The 16,517-nt window shown below is 41.9% G+C and carries 8 protein-coding genes; 3 read left to right on the forward strand and 5 right to left on the reverse strand.

The window, feature by feature from the left end:
• Positions 1-141: 141 nt before the first annotated feature.
• Positions 142-1,620 carry a mechanosensitive ion channel domain-containing protein gene (locus APA_RS04215; RefSeq protein ID WP_201321071.1) on the forward strand — a complete coding sequence of 493 codons (1,479 nt, stop codon included), beginning with the start codon at positions 142-144 and terminating at the stop codon, positions 1,618-1,620.
• A gap of 70 nt (positions 1,621-1,690) precedes the next feature.
• On the opposite strand, the gene APA_RS04220 is transcribed toward APA_RS04215, so the two are convergent.
• The 4 genes from APA_RS04220 to APA_RS04235 form a co-directional block, all read right to left on the reverse strand.
• On the reverse strand, positions 1,691-2,545 hold the full coding sequence (locus APA_RS04220; RefSeq protein ID WP_201321072.1) for an Rpn family recombination-promoting nuclease/putative transposase: 855 nt from the start codon (positions 2,543-2,545) through the stop codon (positions 1,691-1,693).
• A 114-nt stretch (positions 2,546-2,659) separates the two neighbouring features.
• The gene (locus tag APA_RS04225; RefSeq protein ID WP_201321073.1) at positions 2,660-4,816 is read right to left on the reverse strand and encodes a pentapeptide repeat-containing protein; all 2,157 of its coding nucleotides are present in this window, start codon (positions 4,814-4,816) and stop codon (positions 2,660-2,662) included.
• Positions 4,817-4,821: 5 nt separating this feature from the next.
• Positions 4,822-7,506: a HEAT repeat domain-containing protein gene (locus tag APA_RS04230; RefSeq protein ID WP_201321074.1), complete on the reverse strand. Its 2,685-nt coding sequence runs from the start codon at positions 7,504-7,506 to the stop codon at positions 4,822-4,824.
• 157 nt (positions 7,507-7,663) lie between these two features.
• Positions 7,664-9,118, reverse strand: coding sequence for a serine/threonine-protein kinase (locus APA_RS04235; protein ID WP_201321075.1), 1,455 nt, complete (start codon positions 9,116-9,118; stop codon positions 7,664-7,666).
• Between the two features lie 62 nt (positions 9,119-9,180).
• On the opposite strand from APA_RS04235, the gene pcrA reads away from it, so the two are divergent.
• Both pcrA and gcvP read left to right on the forward strand, forming a co-directional pair.
• Positions 9,181-11,556 (forward strand): DNA helicase PcrA, encoded by a 2,376-nt coding sequence (gene pcrA, locus APA_RS04240; protein WP_201321076.1) that lies wholly within the window; start codon positions 9,181-9,183, stop codon positions 11,554-11,556.
• 611 nt (positions 11,557-12,167) lie between these two features.
• Complete coding sequence (gene gcvP, locus APA_RS04245) at positions 12,168-15,155, forward strand: aminomethyl-transferring glycine dehydrogenase (RefSeq protein WP_201321078.1); 2,988 nt, start codon at positions 12,168-12,170, stop codon at positions 15,153-15,155.
• 178 nt (positions 15,156-15,333) lie between these two features.
• On the opposite strand, the gene APA_RS04250 is transcribed toward gcvP, so the two are convergent.
• Positions 15,334-16,203, reverse strand: a complete 870-nt coding sequence (locus APA_RS04250; protein WP_201321077.1) for a phycobilisome linker polypeptide — start codon at positions 16,201-16,203, stop codon at positions 15,334-15,336.
• Positions 16,204-16,517: the final 314 nt, after the last annotated feature.

Below are 16,517 nucleotides of genomic sequence, written 5' to 3' on the forward strand. Positions count from 1 at the left end.
GTCCTGACATAGCTATATTTGATCATAAGAAGCTATATAGCGGTTTGAAAATCATTAGGCTATGAGTAAGTTTAGACAATATTGCTTTGTAATATTGTCTAAACTTACTTTGACTTGAGTTGTGGAGAAATAGTCGAAAAGATGGATGTTTTATTAACAAAACTGTATGAAATCTTCACAGCCCAAATTTTAGATGTCGGAGGTACTAAGTTTTCGATCGCCACAATCGCCTCTTTACTAGGACTAATCATCCTAGCTTTTTTTGTATCCAAACTTATTAGCGAAATCATTCGGCGATCGCTTTTAACTCGACTTCGCATTAATCGCGGATTACAAGAAGCTATTACCGTATTTATCAAATATGTATTGATCACTCTTAGTAGCGTGATCGTTTTACAAACGGCTGGAATTAATCTAAGTTCCTTAGCCGTAATTGCAGGTGTGGTTGGTATTGGGCTTGGTTTCGGATTACAAAATATTGCCAGTAACTTTATTAGCGGACTGGTCTTGCTGTTCGAGCAAACACTCAAAGTCGGTGATTATATCGAAATCGGAGAACTCAAAGGCACAATTGAAAAAATCTCCATTCGCTCCACGATTATTCGTACTGAAGATGACTTATTTGTAATTGTGCCAAATCAAAGGTTTATCGAAAACAATACCGTCAACTGGAGTTATGAGGGGCATACCTGCCGAATTCACATCCCTGTTAGTGTTGCTAATGACACAGATCTATTGGTCTTAACTGAAGCTTTGCTAACTGCGGCTAGACATGAACCCCGTGTACTATCTAACCCACCTCCAGAAGTTTGGTTTAAATCATTTGGGAGAGAATCACTTGAGTTTGAGCTATTGGTCTGGATTGACGATCCTGATGCCAACGAACCAATTCGGAGTTCTATTAATTTTCGGATTGCTTATGAGTTTAGATCTAGAGGTATTAGAATTCCTTTCCCAACTAGAGAACTAATTTTGCATAACCCTGAAGTACTCCGTCAAATTGCTACTGCGGGAAATCCAGAAGATTATCAAAATACACAAAATCTGCAAACCACAAAACAACCAAGTCCTTCTATCTCTTCTGCTAGTAATGAAATAAGCACTAGCAGTCTGCGCGATTTATTACGTAAAATATCATATTTTGAGAGATGTACAGAAATAGAACTATTTGCGCTAATTGCAAGGGGGTATCGCAAACATTTTGATATCAGTGAAATTATCTGCCGTGAAAGTGATCCGAGTGAAGAGTTCTACATCATTTTGTCGGGTACAGTCGAAATTTTTTCTGAAAAGAATAATCAGTCGATCGCGACTTTAAGAGAAGGGGATTTCTTTGGTGAGATATCCTTACTGACTGGTACGCCCCGAACTGCAACTGTCCGAGCTTTGGTAGTTGATACAGTTCTTTTTGTGGTGGAGCGTCAACAATTGCAAAAACTTTTAAACGAACATAAGGAATTAGGCGAACAAATCGCTTTGAAATTATCAGAACGTCAACAGGTTTTAATCAGTCTCGGATTATTGAATGAAGAAGAATTGCAACGATCTCAATACGCTGCACTTACATGGGTACGCGATCGCTTAAATAATTTGTTTGGGATTAACTTAGGTAAAAACTAATATAGCTTTAGCCACTTGTATTGAGATATACGCCAACACAATTCAAAAATAGCGATTTGCTTTTTAAAAGTTAAGGTTTTTGCGATCGCTTTGGTTTTGAAGACTTGGGTGTCTTGGGCAGTTTTGTGGAAATCTTTTGCAGTTTTTGGACTTGCTTGAGAGTTAGTCCTGTAAATTGGGCAACCAAATCTGTAGAGACGTTAGCAAGCAACATGTTTAGGGCTATTTGACGGGCAGTTTCAGCCTTGCCTTCAGCCTTGCCTTCAGCCTTGCCTTTTGCCTCGCCTTTTGCCTCGCCTTCCAGTAAAATATCCTGATAAATCACTGATTCTTTCATGATTTCACTCCTTAGTAGTCTTTGGATGATTGCTTTGTCTAAGGCTATACCCGATATTATAGCGGTAGACGCTGCTACGTTACTTTGTACTCGTTTATCGGCAATATTATCAATTTGTCTAGCCACATCCCTTAAAGTTTTTTCTGGATCGCTTGTTTTGGTTAAGACGGCGAGAGGCAATAGTCCTAGGTATTGCTGAAAGATGTCAGTGGGTTGTTCCCAGAGACGAATGACATTAAATTCATGATTTAACTGCTTAGATTTAAAACTGGTCTGGTGGGCAAGAGGAGAATTTGTACGCTTTAGGTAGATAACAGTTTGATGAATTGCTTTGGTCGGATATTTACCGTAAAGTCTCAACCAATAGTTCGCCATCCGATATGCCATGGTGTCATCGGTTTTGGTCTGGAACTCCAAATGCACAACTATTTCCGATGACTCTAGAAATATGACAGAATCTGCACGGATTGGCTCGGCGGAGAGTTCCGATGGTTCGAGTTTGGTTAGTGGAATCGGGTTCCCCAAGAGCCAACTGGCAAAGTCTTCGGGAAAGTTCTCGGCGAGAAATTTGCAGGTATTGTCATACATCGAGAAATTTTATCATTGTGATGCGATCGCGTGGTTCATGTCTCAAGGATCGCATTGGTGGGGTAATCATTGGAGAGCGATCGCTTAGCTTTGGATAGAATCTATTGGAGAATATTAAGGCAAGCCCAAAAGCTTGGTGATATAAGGCAACAATTTTGCTCCTGATTCAACGAGTTTTGTGACATCGGGCAGACTAGCGATCGTTCCTTTCAAGATTTTTACGGCGGTCTTGGCTAGCTTTTGTAAGGTGCTATCTTCAGGCTTTTGTCCAGATTCAGCGAGAACTTTTACTTGTTCTAGAGCTTCTACTTTATCTTCTTCATTTAACTCAGATTCAGATTCGATTAGGGCTTGTAGCTGGGTTAGTAATTCTTTAAGACTGGGTTCATTGGGATCGGTGGTATCGGGAAGTTGGCTGATGGTGTTGGTGACGTTGCCACTAATTGCACCTAGAGCAACACCTGTCATAGTTTGATTTTCGCCAGCAGCAGCGATACCGCTTATGTTGCCTTGGACGCTACTGATGCTAACGTTGCCTTTATTTTCTTGGGTCATGATAAACTCTCCTTGATTTTGATAGGTCTCTACATAAAATTTAGGCTGACTGATGGCATTTTCTAATAGTTTTTCTAAACTGCGAATGCGTTCGTCTTTTTCTTCAATGCCTGTTAAGAGAGCTTGCATATCACTATAGGGCAAAGACTTAATTTGTTTGTATTTGGCAAAATATTCGGCATTAAGGGCTGACCTGTTGGTGTCTCCAGTGACCTTGGCTTGCAAGCGGATTTTCTCATTGCCTCTGCCTTCGAGGGCAATTACTTCTAGTTCTGCTTCGGGATGTTGTTCTATCAGTTGTTTGAGGGCGATCGCTGCCGCACTAGGATCAATGCCTTCGTAGTGAAATAGGTCAAGGGTTTTGAATTTAATGCCGACTTCGCGCAGGTCGAGGTTTTGAGTTTGGTAAAGGTCGAGGGTTTTGATGATGGGGGCGATGAAGTCAGCAAAATCACCTTCTTTGAAATTTTCCTTTTTATTGTCAGGTTTGCGACAGGGATCGGGATCGGCTGCGGTAGGTAGCTGCATGAAGATGTAATCGCATTTGACGCTATCGAGATTGGTGTCGGTGGAAATGCCCCAATTTTCGATATAAGCTCCTGTTAAGCAAGTACCTGAGAGATTGGCTTGGTATAGCTGGGTTTTGACGAGTCTTGATCCTGTGAGGTTGGCGTTTTCGAGGGTGGCTTCGCTGAGGTCTGCACCGATAAAGAAGGCCTCCTTGAGATTTGCGTCTTTTAGGTTCAATCCATGGAGGTTGAGATGCTCGAAGTGTTTACCTTGTCCGTCTTTGGTAATGGCTAGTTGACGGATCTGAGGATCTTCGAGATAGGTGCGATCGCAACGGGCTTGTTCTAGTTGTTTGGCTAAGTACCAGTTGGTACGGGTCAGGTTTGCTTGGCGGAAGTCGGCACTTTTGAGGGTAGCTTCTGTAAAGTTTGCATCGGTGAGGTTGGCGCGGCGAAATTTGGTTCCACCTTGGGAGATGGCGGCGATCGCAATGGATTGAATGAGGGCGTATTTTCTGTTTCCTTGGATGGCTTGGCAACCGATATATGTGCCTGATGCAATGACGGTAATGGCGATGAGGCTAGACACAATATAGGAGGTGTCGTTGGCTCCACCTAAGATCACGCCGAAGATAATGCCTAAGAGGGCGGTGATGCTGGTAAAGATTAAGGCTCCGCGCCACATTAGCGATCGCGCGATCGCAACGGCGATGGACATGTTAATGATGCCAGCGATCGCTCCTGTTAGCGCAAGGGTAGTAAATTGCGCTCCAAAGGCTAGTTTTGCGAGATCGTCTGGTAAAAATGCGCTTGTGATAATAAATCCACATGCCATGATTTCGGCAAGGATGGCTAGGATTGCGCTAATTCCTTGAAGGTAGATAACGAAGAGAATTACTATCAAACTAATCAAAAAGATTGTGCCAAAAATATGGATTTCGCCATCGCCGATAATGTTGCCAATAAATAAAGACTCATATCCAGATATTAGTCCTACCAGTAAGATTAAGAGAAATAATGCTATTTCTAAGCCAATTGTCCAATTTCTGCTTAATCCTGTTTTGGCATTTTGGAAGTTAGCCCCAATCAGAATTGCATCAGTAAAGTCTGCTCCTAGAATATCTGCACCACTAAAATCTGCTTCAGTTAGGTCTTTCTTTCTGAAGTTCAATCTTTTTAAATTAGCTTCGGGAAATTCATAAGACATTGCATTTATTTCCTAGGACATTTCCATGATGGTATGATAACGCTTCCTAGAACCACTTTACATACTATTGGTTGATTCTTTTGAGCGAAATTTAGTGCTGCTTTTTTTACAACGACTACCGCAGAAACTGGTCTGCCGGAAGATGCTACCCGTTTAATATAGTTTACTAACATTTGATACTTTATTAATACTACACGTGATTCTGTTGAGTTTATTTTTATTAAAGAGTCTATAGCAATAGCTCTTGTCCATACAGATTCTTTTCTATTCCTGAAAAACATAGTAAGTACATCTACAATCTCTTTCGCATTTTCCATGTTTTGATTGATTTCTCCCAAAGCGTAAGCGGAGGCAGCACGTACATCTTCTTCCTCATCCGTAAGAGAAAAAATTAAAATAAATATGGTATCTTTGTAATTTTTTCTAATTCTCCCTAGCGCTTTGGCAGCAGAAGCACGAATATACAGATTCTCATTCTTGTTTTGAAGGATAGATATTAAAGCAAAGTTAATATCTGTATCATCCCTCCTAATTTCCCCTAGTGCTGAGGCAGCAGAAGCCCGAATATACAGACTCTCATTCTTATCTTGAAGGATAGATATTAAGCTAGGTACAGCATCTTGGGCATCTTTACCAATCTTTCCCAAAGCTATAGCAGAGTAATTGCGTATATCCAGTTTTTTATCGTTAAGGATAGATATTAAAGTAGGTACAGCATCTTTCCCTATTCCCCCTAATGCATCTACTACATTAATACGAAATATAAAAGCTTCATTGATATCAGGATGACTCACATCATTATTCTTATCTTGAAGAACAGATATTAAAACAGGTATAGCATCTTTAGCATCTCTACCTATTTTTCCTATGGCATATGCTACTGCTGTACGCGCATTGTCATCCTTATCTTGAAGAGCAGATATTAAGACAGGTAGTGCATCTTTAGCGTCTCTACCAATCCCTCCCAAAGCCCGAGCAGCTATAGCACGCATATCTTTATCTTTAAGTAGAGATATCAAAGCAGGTATAGCATCCTTAGCATCTTTACCAATTTTTCCTAGAATTTCAGCCGATGCAGCACGCATATCTTTATCTTTAAGTAGAGATATCAAAGCAGGTATAGTATCTTTAGCATCTTTACCGATTTCCCCTAATGCTTGAATAACATAAAACTCAGACTCAATAGATTCTTTCTTGTTTTGAAGAATATATATTAAAGTAGGTACAGCATCTTTCCCGATTTTTACCAAAGCTCTAGCAGCAGAAGAGGGTACATATTCATCTTTATCCTTAAGAGATGATATTAAGACAGGTATAACATCTTTAGAATCTTTACCAATTTCTCCCAATGCCTCGACAATAGAAGAGCGCATATTTTGATTTTTATCTTTAAGCAAAGATATCAAAGGAGGTATAGCATCTTTAGCATTTTTACCGATTTTCCCCAATGCTCTAGCAGCAGAAAATCGTGTATATTCATCTTTATGTTTAAGAGCAAGTATTAAAGTTGGTATAGCATCTTTAGCATCTTTACCAATTTCTCCCAAAGCCTCGGCAGCATTAGAGCGCATATCTGGATCGCTATTTTTAAGGACAGTTATCAAAGCGGGTACGATATCTTTAGCGTTTTTTCCGATTTTCCCCAAAATATATGCAGCATTAGAACGTATATTGGGATCGCGATCTTTAAGGGCAGATATAAGGGCAGGTATAGAATCCTCTCCAATTTGTAGCAAAGCATCACTAGCCGCAGAGATTATATCTTGTAAGTAGTCTATGTCGTCGTCTATATTAGGAGGATATTGAAAAGCTGAAATTAGAGCAGGTATGGCATCCTTCGCATCTTTCCCAATTCTTCCTAAAGCATCAGCCGCTCTCACTCTCACTCTCCAATCCTTACCTTGAAGAGCAACAATTAAATCAGGCACAGCATCTTTACCAATTTTCCCAAAAGTATCGACAGCAGCATCACGCAAATACTCATTCTTATCTCGAAGTGCTTCAATTAAATCAGGTACAGCATCCTTCCCAACTCTACTTAAAACATCGATCACATTAGGGCGAATATCATCATATTTAAAATTAGCAATTAAATCAGGAACAACATCCTTACTAATTACTTGCTTCAAAAAATTAGTAGTTTCACCAGAAATAGACAGCCTAGTTCCATTTTTATATAACTCAACAAGAGCCAGTGCAGATCCAAACCTTACATCCTGATTCTTATCTTTGAGCGTTAAGCCAAGAATAGCAATTATAGATTTTAGGTTTTCAGAACTAGCAACCTTAGGCAAAGCACCAACAGCCAAAATCCGCAGATCCTCATTTTGCGACCTTTGCAACAACTCAATTAACCTCGGAGCCGCCGAACTCGCAGGAGTCCCAATCATCGCCAGCAGAGAAATCGCCGTAACTTGAGTATCCGCATTATTAACCTTAGTCTGCTCAATCAACCAAGGAACCGCCACCACAGCACATTTTTTAAACTTAGCTTCCAATTCCGCGGAGTAGTTTTTCTCGATCTGCGCCACATACTGCTTAATATTGGCGATCGCGCATTCACCACCAACCGCTTCCTTCAGGTTGCCTTGCGCCAAGGCAACACCCAAGAAAAGCGAAATATTTCCTAAAGCCACCACAAAAGTAGCTAAAACCGCCGATCTATATCTCCACCGCCTTACAGTCACCATGTTGACTCCATGCGCGATCGCACCGCAATTAAAACTGACAAACCTCTTTGCTGAGGCTACTTTATCATCTTTATTGGATAGAGAGATATAGGCGATCGCGTGTTACTTTTTGCAGTTAAGGTTTAGGCGATCGCTTATATCCTAAAGAATAGATTAATTAGAGAAAGGAATAGAGTAATTGGAAGATGAGGCGAAAGGCTGCCATCAGGGCGATCGCACTAAAACCTGCAACTCCACAATATTGAGCAATCTCGATCCAGTTTGGAAAACTCTGAAATTGAGAGAGTTTCCCAAAAGTTTGCACTCCCCAAACTACAGCAAAACTCAACAAATTTACGAATACAAATAGGTCTTTATTATCAAGAATGGAACTAATCCTGAGTAGAATTACGCCAAGCAATACGGCTGCAAAAGCAACCAAATTGGCTGGCGATCCGATGAAGGCGATGCCGACTGTTGTGCTCACTTGCCATAGCAGCATCGCTTCGACACCAAGCAAAAAAGCTGCAATGAATTGAATCTTAATTGGTGCTGCTAATAACCAAGGCGTTTTCTGCGATCGCTGAGCTACAGGCTTTGGAACCGAAGGCGCAAAATTAGGAAGTGGCGCAGGTACAGGTACTTGAATACTGGTCTGATGTGCTGGGGTTACTGCTGGTGCTTGTACCAATGGCTGTACTGATATTTTAGAATTGAGGGCTTGGAGGACATCAGCCGCCGAGGTAAAGCGATCGCTGGGAGCCGTCTCTAACATTTTGTGTAAAACATTATTAAGATTAGGACTGAGCGTCACAAAGCGATCCCATTGCCATTTGTTGTAATTTACATCAAATAATTCGTCAGGATCTTTGCCAGTTAGCAAAAAGAGGCAAGTTACCGCAAAGGCATAGAGATCGGTAGCAGGAAATACCGTATCACCCCGCATTTGTTCAGGTGCGCCATACCCAGGCGTAAAAATACCTGTAGATTTTTGACCTTGTACTGCTCCAGCTACTTGCTTGACTGCGCCAAAATCTAGCAAAAAGTAAGTTTGATCGAGCTTGCGAACCATGATATTCGCGGGTTTGATATCACGATGAATCGAGCCTTTATCATGAATAAATGTCAGCACAGGCAACAGGCTTTGCATGATTTCTAAAGCATCTGCCTCCGCGATCGCACCACCATGCATCTCGATAACTTTTTCGAGCGTATAGCCATCAACAAATTCCTGCACTAAATAAAAAAATTCATCCTGTCCCGACTGCACTTCAAAGTAGGCGAGCAAATCAGGAATTTGCGGATGTGTACCCAAATCTTCTAAAACTGTAGCCTCACGCTCAAACATTTGCTTGGCGATTACCATCTGTGAACTAGTTAACCCCACGGGCTGCAACAGCTTCACCACACAGCGTTTCATCGCGGGCGTATAACGATCGCGGGCAAGAAAAGTCGCACCAAACCCCCCTTGAGCGATCGGGCGTTCAACGATATAGCGTCCTCCAAGCAGCAAGGGCATCCCGCAAGCAGTACAGAATTTTTGAGCGATCGTTTTGAGCGTATTGCCGCTATCAAGATCGGCAAAAGAATTTAAAGGCTTGGTACAATTCGGGCGCGTGCAGTAAATATCCACGTTAGTACTGTATTTTTGGCATACTGTATTAGAGTCTACCTAAGTTTCTCCCTCCTGCGCCCATGAGTTCCAATTTTTTGCTTCATCTCAACCCAGCCCAACAAAAAGCCGCAAGCCATTTGCATGGCCCAATGCTCGTGGTCGCAGGGGCAGGCTCAGGGAAAACAAGGACATTGACCTATCGCATTGCCAACTTAATGCTCAATCACGGTGTTGCCTCTGAGCAAATCTTAGCCGTGACGTTTACGAATAAAGCTGGCAAGGAAATGAATGAACGAATTCAATCCTTGTTAACTCAAGAGGTCGCTCAAAGGGAATTAGGTAAAACTTTAAGCGAAATTCCTGACTGGGAACAGGATAAACTTCGCAAAAAAGTTTATAAGCAATATATCAATAGTTATGCCCAAGATGGTCTATGGATGGGGACTTTCCATAGCATGTGCTGTCGAATTTTGCGCCTTGATATTGATAAATACAAAGATAGTAATGGTCGAAGCTGGACAAAAAACTTCTCGATTTTTGATGACTCTGATGCGCAATCATTAATCAAAGACATTGTCATCAATCAACTAAACCTTGACGAAAAGAAATTTGAGCCAAAATCCGTACGTTTTGCGATCGGCAATGCCAAAAACAAAGGCTGGACTCCTGAAGAATACGAAGCTCAGAGTGATGATTCGTCTTTTCGTAAGCGGGCGATCGCTCAAGTTTATAGCCTCTACCAAAATCAACTAGCCACCAATAATGCTCTCGATTTTGATGATTTAATCTTTTTGCCTGTGCGCCTATTTAAGCAAAATCCTGAAGTTCTTAACTACTGGCACAATCGCTTTAAGCATATTCTTGTTGATGAATATCAAGATACAAATCGCACTCAATATGATTTGATTCAGTTGCTATCCACTAATGATAAAAAGCCAACTTGGGAAGATCGTTCCATTTTTGTCGTCGGTGATGCTGACCAATCGATTTATAGTTTCCGCTCTGCTGACTTCACGATCTTGATGGAATTTCAAGAAGCTTTTGGCGATCGCATGCCAGATGCCCATACAGGCACAATGATCAAGCTAGAAGAAAACTATCGTTCTGTTGCTAATATCCTCGAAATTGCCAATCAACTGATCGACCATAACACTCAGCGTATCGATAAAATCCTGAAAGCGACCAGACCCGACGGAGACTTAATCGAGCTATTTCGGGCCGATGATGAAGTTGATGAAGCGCAGTTTGTGATCGAGCAGATTCGCCGCGTTAAGACCAAAACACCTAGCGCCAATCTTGGACATTTTGCGATTCTCTATCGTACTAACGCCCAGTCTCGCCCCTTTGAAGAAATGCTGGTGCGTTGGAACATTCCATACAAAGTCGTGGGCGGCTTACGATTTTACGATCGCAAAGAGATTAAAGATGTTCTTTCCTATTTGCGCTTGCTATCTAATCCATCCGATACTCTCGGCTTGATGCGAATCATCAATGTTCCTAAACGCAGCATTGGCAAGGCAACCCTCGACAAGCTCCAACAAGCCGCCCAAGAGCTCAGCGTCCCCATCTGGGACATCATCAGCGATGAGACGACAGTCAAAACTCTAGCAGGGCGATCGGCTAGGGGTGTGCTTTCCTTTGTAGAATTGATGCAAAAATGGCAAGCGAAAGTTGCCACCACTCCTGCGGCGGATATCATTCAAGGCATTCTCGCTGAATCTGGCTATGTCGATGAACTGAAAGCTCAAAGTAATGATGAAGCAAACGATCGCATTTCTAACTTGCAAGAACTGTATAACGCAGCGGTTCAATTTGCCGAAGAGAATGAAGATGCTTCCCTTGATGCTTTCTTAGCTAATGCGGCTCTAGCCTCTAGTCTTGATGACAGCAGTGAGAATGCTGACAAGGTCACTCTGATGACTCTCCATGCAGCTAAAGGTTTAGAATTCCCTGTGGTCTTCCTCGTTGGTCTAGAACAAGGCTTATTTCCTAGCTTTCGTTCCATTAACGATCCGATGGCATTGGAAGAAGAGCGTCGTCTTATGTATGTGGGTATCACTCGAGCCAAAGAGAAGTTGTTTCTCAGTCATGCTCAAGCCCGTCGTCTCTATGGCAACCGTGAATATGCCATTCCTTCGCAATTCCTTGCCGAGCTTCCCAAAGAATATCTCACAGGACATGGCATCGATAAGTTCATCAGCAAGGCAAGCCAACGCGCTGAAGCTACAAGTGTTAAAGGGTCGCTCAGGTCTGTGCCTCCCGTCAAGGTAAATGCGGTTAAGCCTAAACCTCGTATAGATTGGCAAGTAGGCGATCGCGTAATGCATGATAAGTTTGGCGAGGGTCAAGTTTCTAACTTGTTAGGTACTGGTGACAAGATGTACTTAGCCGTTGCCTTCTCAGGTCAAGGCAAAAAAATCATCGATCCTAAACTTGCGCCAATTCAGAAAATATAGATATGGTGCGGTTTAAGTCAGCGCCATATCTACTCAAAACCTTACTATTCAGTATGAGCAATAGGTTCAGGATGTTCGTCAGTAACTTATATGTTACTTGTAGTCAAGACATATTTTAGCGATCTCACATACCCCAATATCACCAAAATTTTTTGTCAGTACTTTGATAGGGATCTTGACTGATTTGCTCATATAGCACCGCAAGAAATAGCTAGGACAAATCAAAACCCAAAAGATGAGTGGCGGCGCGAAGCGCCGCCACTCATCTTTTGGGTTTTATGTCCTAAGCAAAACTTACATTGCTATATAGTCTTTGCCTTCACCTTCTAGGATCGCTACATTTTGTCTTGTATTTGTAAATTCTCTGGCGATCGCAATACCAGCAGCACAAATAATTCTTCACTTTACAAAGTCTATTCTTTCGGTGGGAAGGGAGTATCATAAAAAAAACTATTAAGTTGATAAATCTCATTAATCCTTAACACTTTGTAATGAATTTGTAATAGCATAGGGTTTGAGTTGGTAGCGTAATGTCATCTGCGTTTACAGCAACTACAGTCAGCGATCGCCATCAACCCAAAAATCCATCTTCCATCTACACAATAAACTCTATGTTGGAACCTTCTCTAGCCGTGACAACCCAAGACTCGACCATTGCAGAAACTACCGAAACACAATCATTGAAGGTTCCAGCTTTTTCTTTAGCTAAAACAAATCAAGACTATATTGGCGAGACTCTTAGCGATGATGACTTTGCAGCAACCGATAGTTTTGTTAGCCGTCACATTGGTGCAAGTTCTTTAGAAATTCAGCAAATGCTTACAGCAATTGGTTGTGACTCTCTTGATGAAATGATTGCCAAGACTGTGCCTGATGCCATCAGAATTAAGCAACCGTTGCAGCTAGGGGAAGCGAGAGGCGAATATGAACTACTGCAAGAACTGAAGGCGATCGCCTCAAAAAACCAAGTTTGGAGATCGTATATTGGCACTGGCTATTACAACTGCATTACGCCGCCAATTATTCAGCGTAATATTTTGGAAAACCCTGGTTGGTATACACAGTACACCCCTTACCAAGCTGAGATTGCTCAAGGAAGATTGGAAGCTCTGCTCAATTTTCAAACCATGATCATCGATTTAACGGGTTTAGAAATTGCTAATGCTTCTCTCTTAGATGAAGGAACCGCCGCAGCCGAAGCGATGACGATGGCAGCAGGACTCGCCAAAAACAAGGGTAGTAAATTCTTTGTTTCCGTAGATTGTCATCCGCAGACGATCGCAGTGGTTAAAACCCGTGCGATTCCCTTAGGAATTGAAGTTGTTATTGCTAAACACGATCAGTTTGAATTTGATAAAGAATACTTTGGGGCTTTGTTGCAGTATCCTGCTAGCGATGGTGCGATCTATGATTACAGCGAATGTATTATTCAAATTCATGCTCATGGTGGTTTGGCGATCGTGGCGGCAGATTTGTTGGCACTGACATTAATTAAAGCTCCTGCTGAGTTTGGTGCAGATATTGCGATCGGGAGCGCTCAAAGATTTGGAGTTCCTTTTGGCTATGGAGGACCTCACGCCGCTTACATGGCAACCAAGGAAGCTTACAAACGTCAAATGCCAGGGCGCATGATTGGAGTTTCTAAAGATGTGCATGGTCGTCCTGCTCTACGTTTGGCACTACAAACTCGCGAGCAGCATATCCGCCGAGACAAAGCAACCAGTAACATTTGTACTGCTCAAGTATTGCTAGCGATCATGGCGAGTATGTATGCGGTTTATCATGGTTCGCAAGGATTGCAACGCATCGCTAAGCGCGTCAATCTCTTGACCGCAACCCTTGCTCAATCTCTAGAGAAATTAGGACATAAAGTTTCGCATCAAGCCTTTTTCGATACGATTCGGGTTGAGTTAAAGAGAATCTCTAGCGATGAAATCAGAACTAGAGCCGCTGCTAAACAGATTAATTTGCGTTACTTCGCCGATGGGGCGATCGCAATTAGTCTCGATGAAACTGTCTCTAAACAAGATTTACTAGATCTAATTGCTATATTTTCTGAAGATCAATTAGGAATTACGAATTACGAATTACGAGTTCCTGAAGATCAATTCGTAATTCCTAATTCTCTAATTCGTAATTCCCCATATCTCACCCATCCCGTATTCAATTCCTACCATTCCGAATCAGAACTACTACGCTATATCTATCGTCTCCAATCGAAAGATTTATCGCTGACTACATCCATGATTCCCCTCGGCTCCTGCACGATGAAGCTCAACGCAACTTCGGAAATGCTTCCTGTCACATGGTCAGAATTTGGCAATATTCATCCCTTCGCTCCACTAGAACAAACCCAAGGCTATCAAGTTCTATTTGATCAGTTAGAAAATTGGCTAGCCGAAATCACAGGCTTCGCGGGTGTATCGCTCCAGCCCAATGCTGGCTCACAAGGTGAATATGCAGGGCTGCTTACAATTCGCGAATATCATCAACATCGCGGTCAAACTAATCGTCATATTTGCCTAATTCCGACTTCGGCACATGGGACAAATCCGGCCAGTGCAGTCATGGCTGGCATGAAAGTCGTCACAGTGAATTGTGACAAGGAAGGGAATATTGATATTGATGATTTGAAGTCTAAAGCCGAAAAGTATCAGTATGAACTGGCGGCGCTGATGGTCACCTATCCTTCCACTCACGGCGTGTTTGAAGAAGCAATTAAGGATATTTGTGACGCCATTCACTATTACGGTGGGCAGGTGTATATGGATGGGGCAAACATGAATGCCCAAGTTGGTCTATGTCGCCCAGGGGATATTGGTGCAGATGTTTGTCATTTAAACTTGCACAAGACTTTCTGCATACCTCATGGTGGTGGTGGGCCCGGAATGGGACCAATTTGTGTTGCGCCACAGCTAGTTGCATTTTTACCGAAGCATCCTTTTAACGGACAGCCTGAGCAAACCACAATTTCGGCAGCTCCTTGGGGTAGTGCTAGTATTCTCACAATTTCATGGGTATATATTGCCCTAATGGGAGCGAAGGGTTTAAAGCTTGCCACCGAAGTCGCGATCTTGAATGCCAACTATATGGCTCAACGACTTGCGCCGCACTATCCAATTCTCTACACTGGCAAAAATGGCTTAGTCGCCCATGAATGTATTATTGATTTACATGATTGTAAAGCGATCGCAGGTATCGATGTGGATGATATCGCGAAGCGCCTTATGGATTATGGCTTCCATGCGCCCACTATGTCTTGGCCAGTGGCAGGAACAATGATGATCGAGCCAACAGAGAGCGAATCGAAAGCCGAACTCGATCGCTTCTGTGATGCGATGATTTCTATTAAGGAAGAGGTCAATGCGATCGCTGCTGGAGGTATGGATAAAATCGATAATCCGCTAAAAAATGCTCCTCATACCGCTGAGGCTCTACTTACTGATCAGTGGAACCACACTTATACGCGCAATCAAGCTGCCTATCCTGCGCCTTGGCTCAAGGAACATAAGTTCTGGACAAGTGTTGGACGCATTGATAATGCTTTTGGCGATCGCAATTTTGTCTGTTCTTGTTTACCGATAGAAGCTTACGAATAATATCGCTAAAACCCAAAAGATAATTGCGGAGCTTTGCGCAGCAATTATCTTTTGGGTTTTAAACTTGGTCATCAAAATGTTAGAGCGCTTGGCGCTCAAACCCGAACAAAGAAATTTTTTAAAAGTGTTGCGAAGCAACACTTTTAAAAAATTTCTTGTGGTTCGTTTAACTTTTTGGCTACTTTAGCGATCTTGGTGATTTTGTGCCACTTTTGGGCTTATTAAAACCATGCCCTGATTTACTAGAATCTTTGGTGGTTTTAGATTTAGGCAAGGGTGCGATCGGTTCTTGAGATTCAGTTTGGGGAGTTGTTGGTAAAGTTTCTTCAGATATAAGCTTGAGGTTTGTCTCTGGAATAATGGCACTGATTGTCTCGACAACAATTTCTGGCTCAGGTTCTAAAACTTGCTCAAATATTGTAATTGTTTCAGCGATCGCGATCGGTTCTTGAACTTGAGGGTTACTATCCTGTTTACTAACCTCTTGACTGGCTTTAGTAGAGGCTTTCGTCTTTTTGGAGCTAGTAGTTGATTCAGATACAGCTTTTTTCTTTTTGGGAGTAATTACCTGTGGCGCTGCTGAGACATTTTCTGAATTAGCGTCAGAAACTTCTTGATGAGCAATCTCTGAGATGGTCTGAAGAGTAAGTTCAGGAAAGGCTCCTGACGTTATTTCATCAACCTCAACAACTCCATTTTCTAAAGTTTCAGCAATAGGTTGTTCAACAGATTGTTTAGGTGTTTCTTTTGGTGAGATCTGATGATGAACTTCAAGAATGGGTTCATTGATTTGCTCAGGATTAGCATTTTCAGGATTGACCTTTAATACTTCAAGCTGAGGATGAATAGATACATTAATAATCTTGCCACCAAGTCGCTGGATTGTTTGCAGCTTTCTAGAAAGGGAACTGTAGGGAACAATAACTGTATGAGTTGTAGTGCCTTGGAGCCTTTGTGTGAAATTGCCACCTGTAAATTCAATCAAGATGCGGCGACTGTCGTAAGCACTATAATTTGCGCTAGCAGTATTAATATCTAAACTTTTCATATCAAACTCATCCTAGCGATCATAAAAATGCGATCGCCCATCAAAAATATTTTATCTAAACAATCCATGTTAACGCGATCTGCAACTAAAAGTCTGGAACCTTTATTTTCCAGGATTAAGTTGATCGATTTTTTGGATTCTGAATAGCTCAAACAACCTAAAATCAATAGCTCAAAAGTAGTTGCACATCTCGTTATATTAAGTACTCCGTAAAGATGTCTCTGAGAACAAGCTCTTTAAATCAGCAATATTAAAAGAAAGATTGTTAAGTAGGGCTTCCTGAAAAAGTCTACAGAGCGAATTTAAAGGCAATA

Source organism: Pseudanabaena sp. lw0831 (assembly GCF_016584665.1).
Classification (GTDB): Bacteria; Cyanobacteriota; Cyanobacteriia; order Pseudanabaenales; family Pseudanabaenaceae; genus Pseudanabaena.

Excerpts from the sequence above, each read along its gene's own strand:
- APA_RS04230 (WP_201321074.1), bottom strand. The coding sequence starts at position 7,506 with ATGGTGACTGTAAGGCGGTGGAGATATAGATCGGCGGTTTTAGCTACT.
- APA_RS04215 (WP_201321071.1), top strand. The coding sequence starts at position 142 with ATGGATGTTTTATTAACAAAACTGTATGAAATCTTCACAGCCCAAATT.
- APA_RS04250 (WP_201321077.1), bottom strand. The coding sequence starts at position 16,203 with ATGAAAAGTTTAGATATTAATACTGCTAGCGCAAATTATAGTGCTTAC.
- gcvP (WP_201321078.1), top strand. The coding sequence starts at position 12,168 with ATGTTGGAACCTTCTCTAGCCGTGACAACCCAAGACTCGACCATTGCA.
- APA_RS04225 (WP_201321073.1), bottom strand. The coding sequence starts at position 4,816 with ATGTCTTATGAATTTCCCGAAGCTAATTTAAAAAGATTGAACTTCAGA.
- pcrA (WP_201321076.1), top strand. The coding sequence starts at position 9,181 with ATGAGTTCCAATTTTTTGCTTCATCTCAACCCAGCCCAACAAAAAGCC.
- APA_RS04220 (WP_201321072.1), bottom strand. The coding sequence starts at position 2,545 with ATGTATGACAATACCTGCAAATTTCTCGCCGAGAACTTTCCCGAAGAC.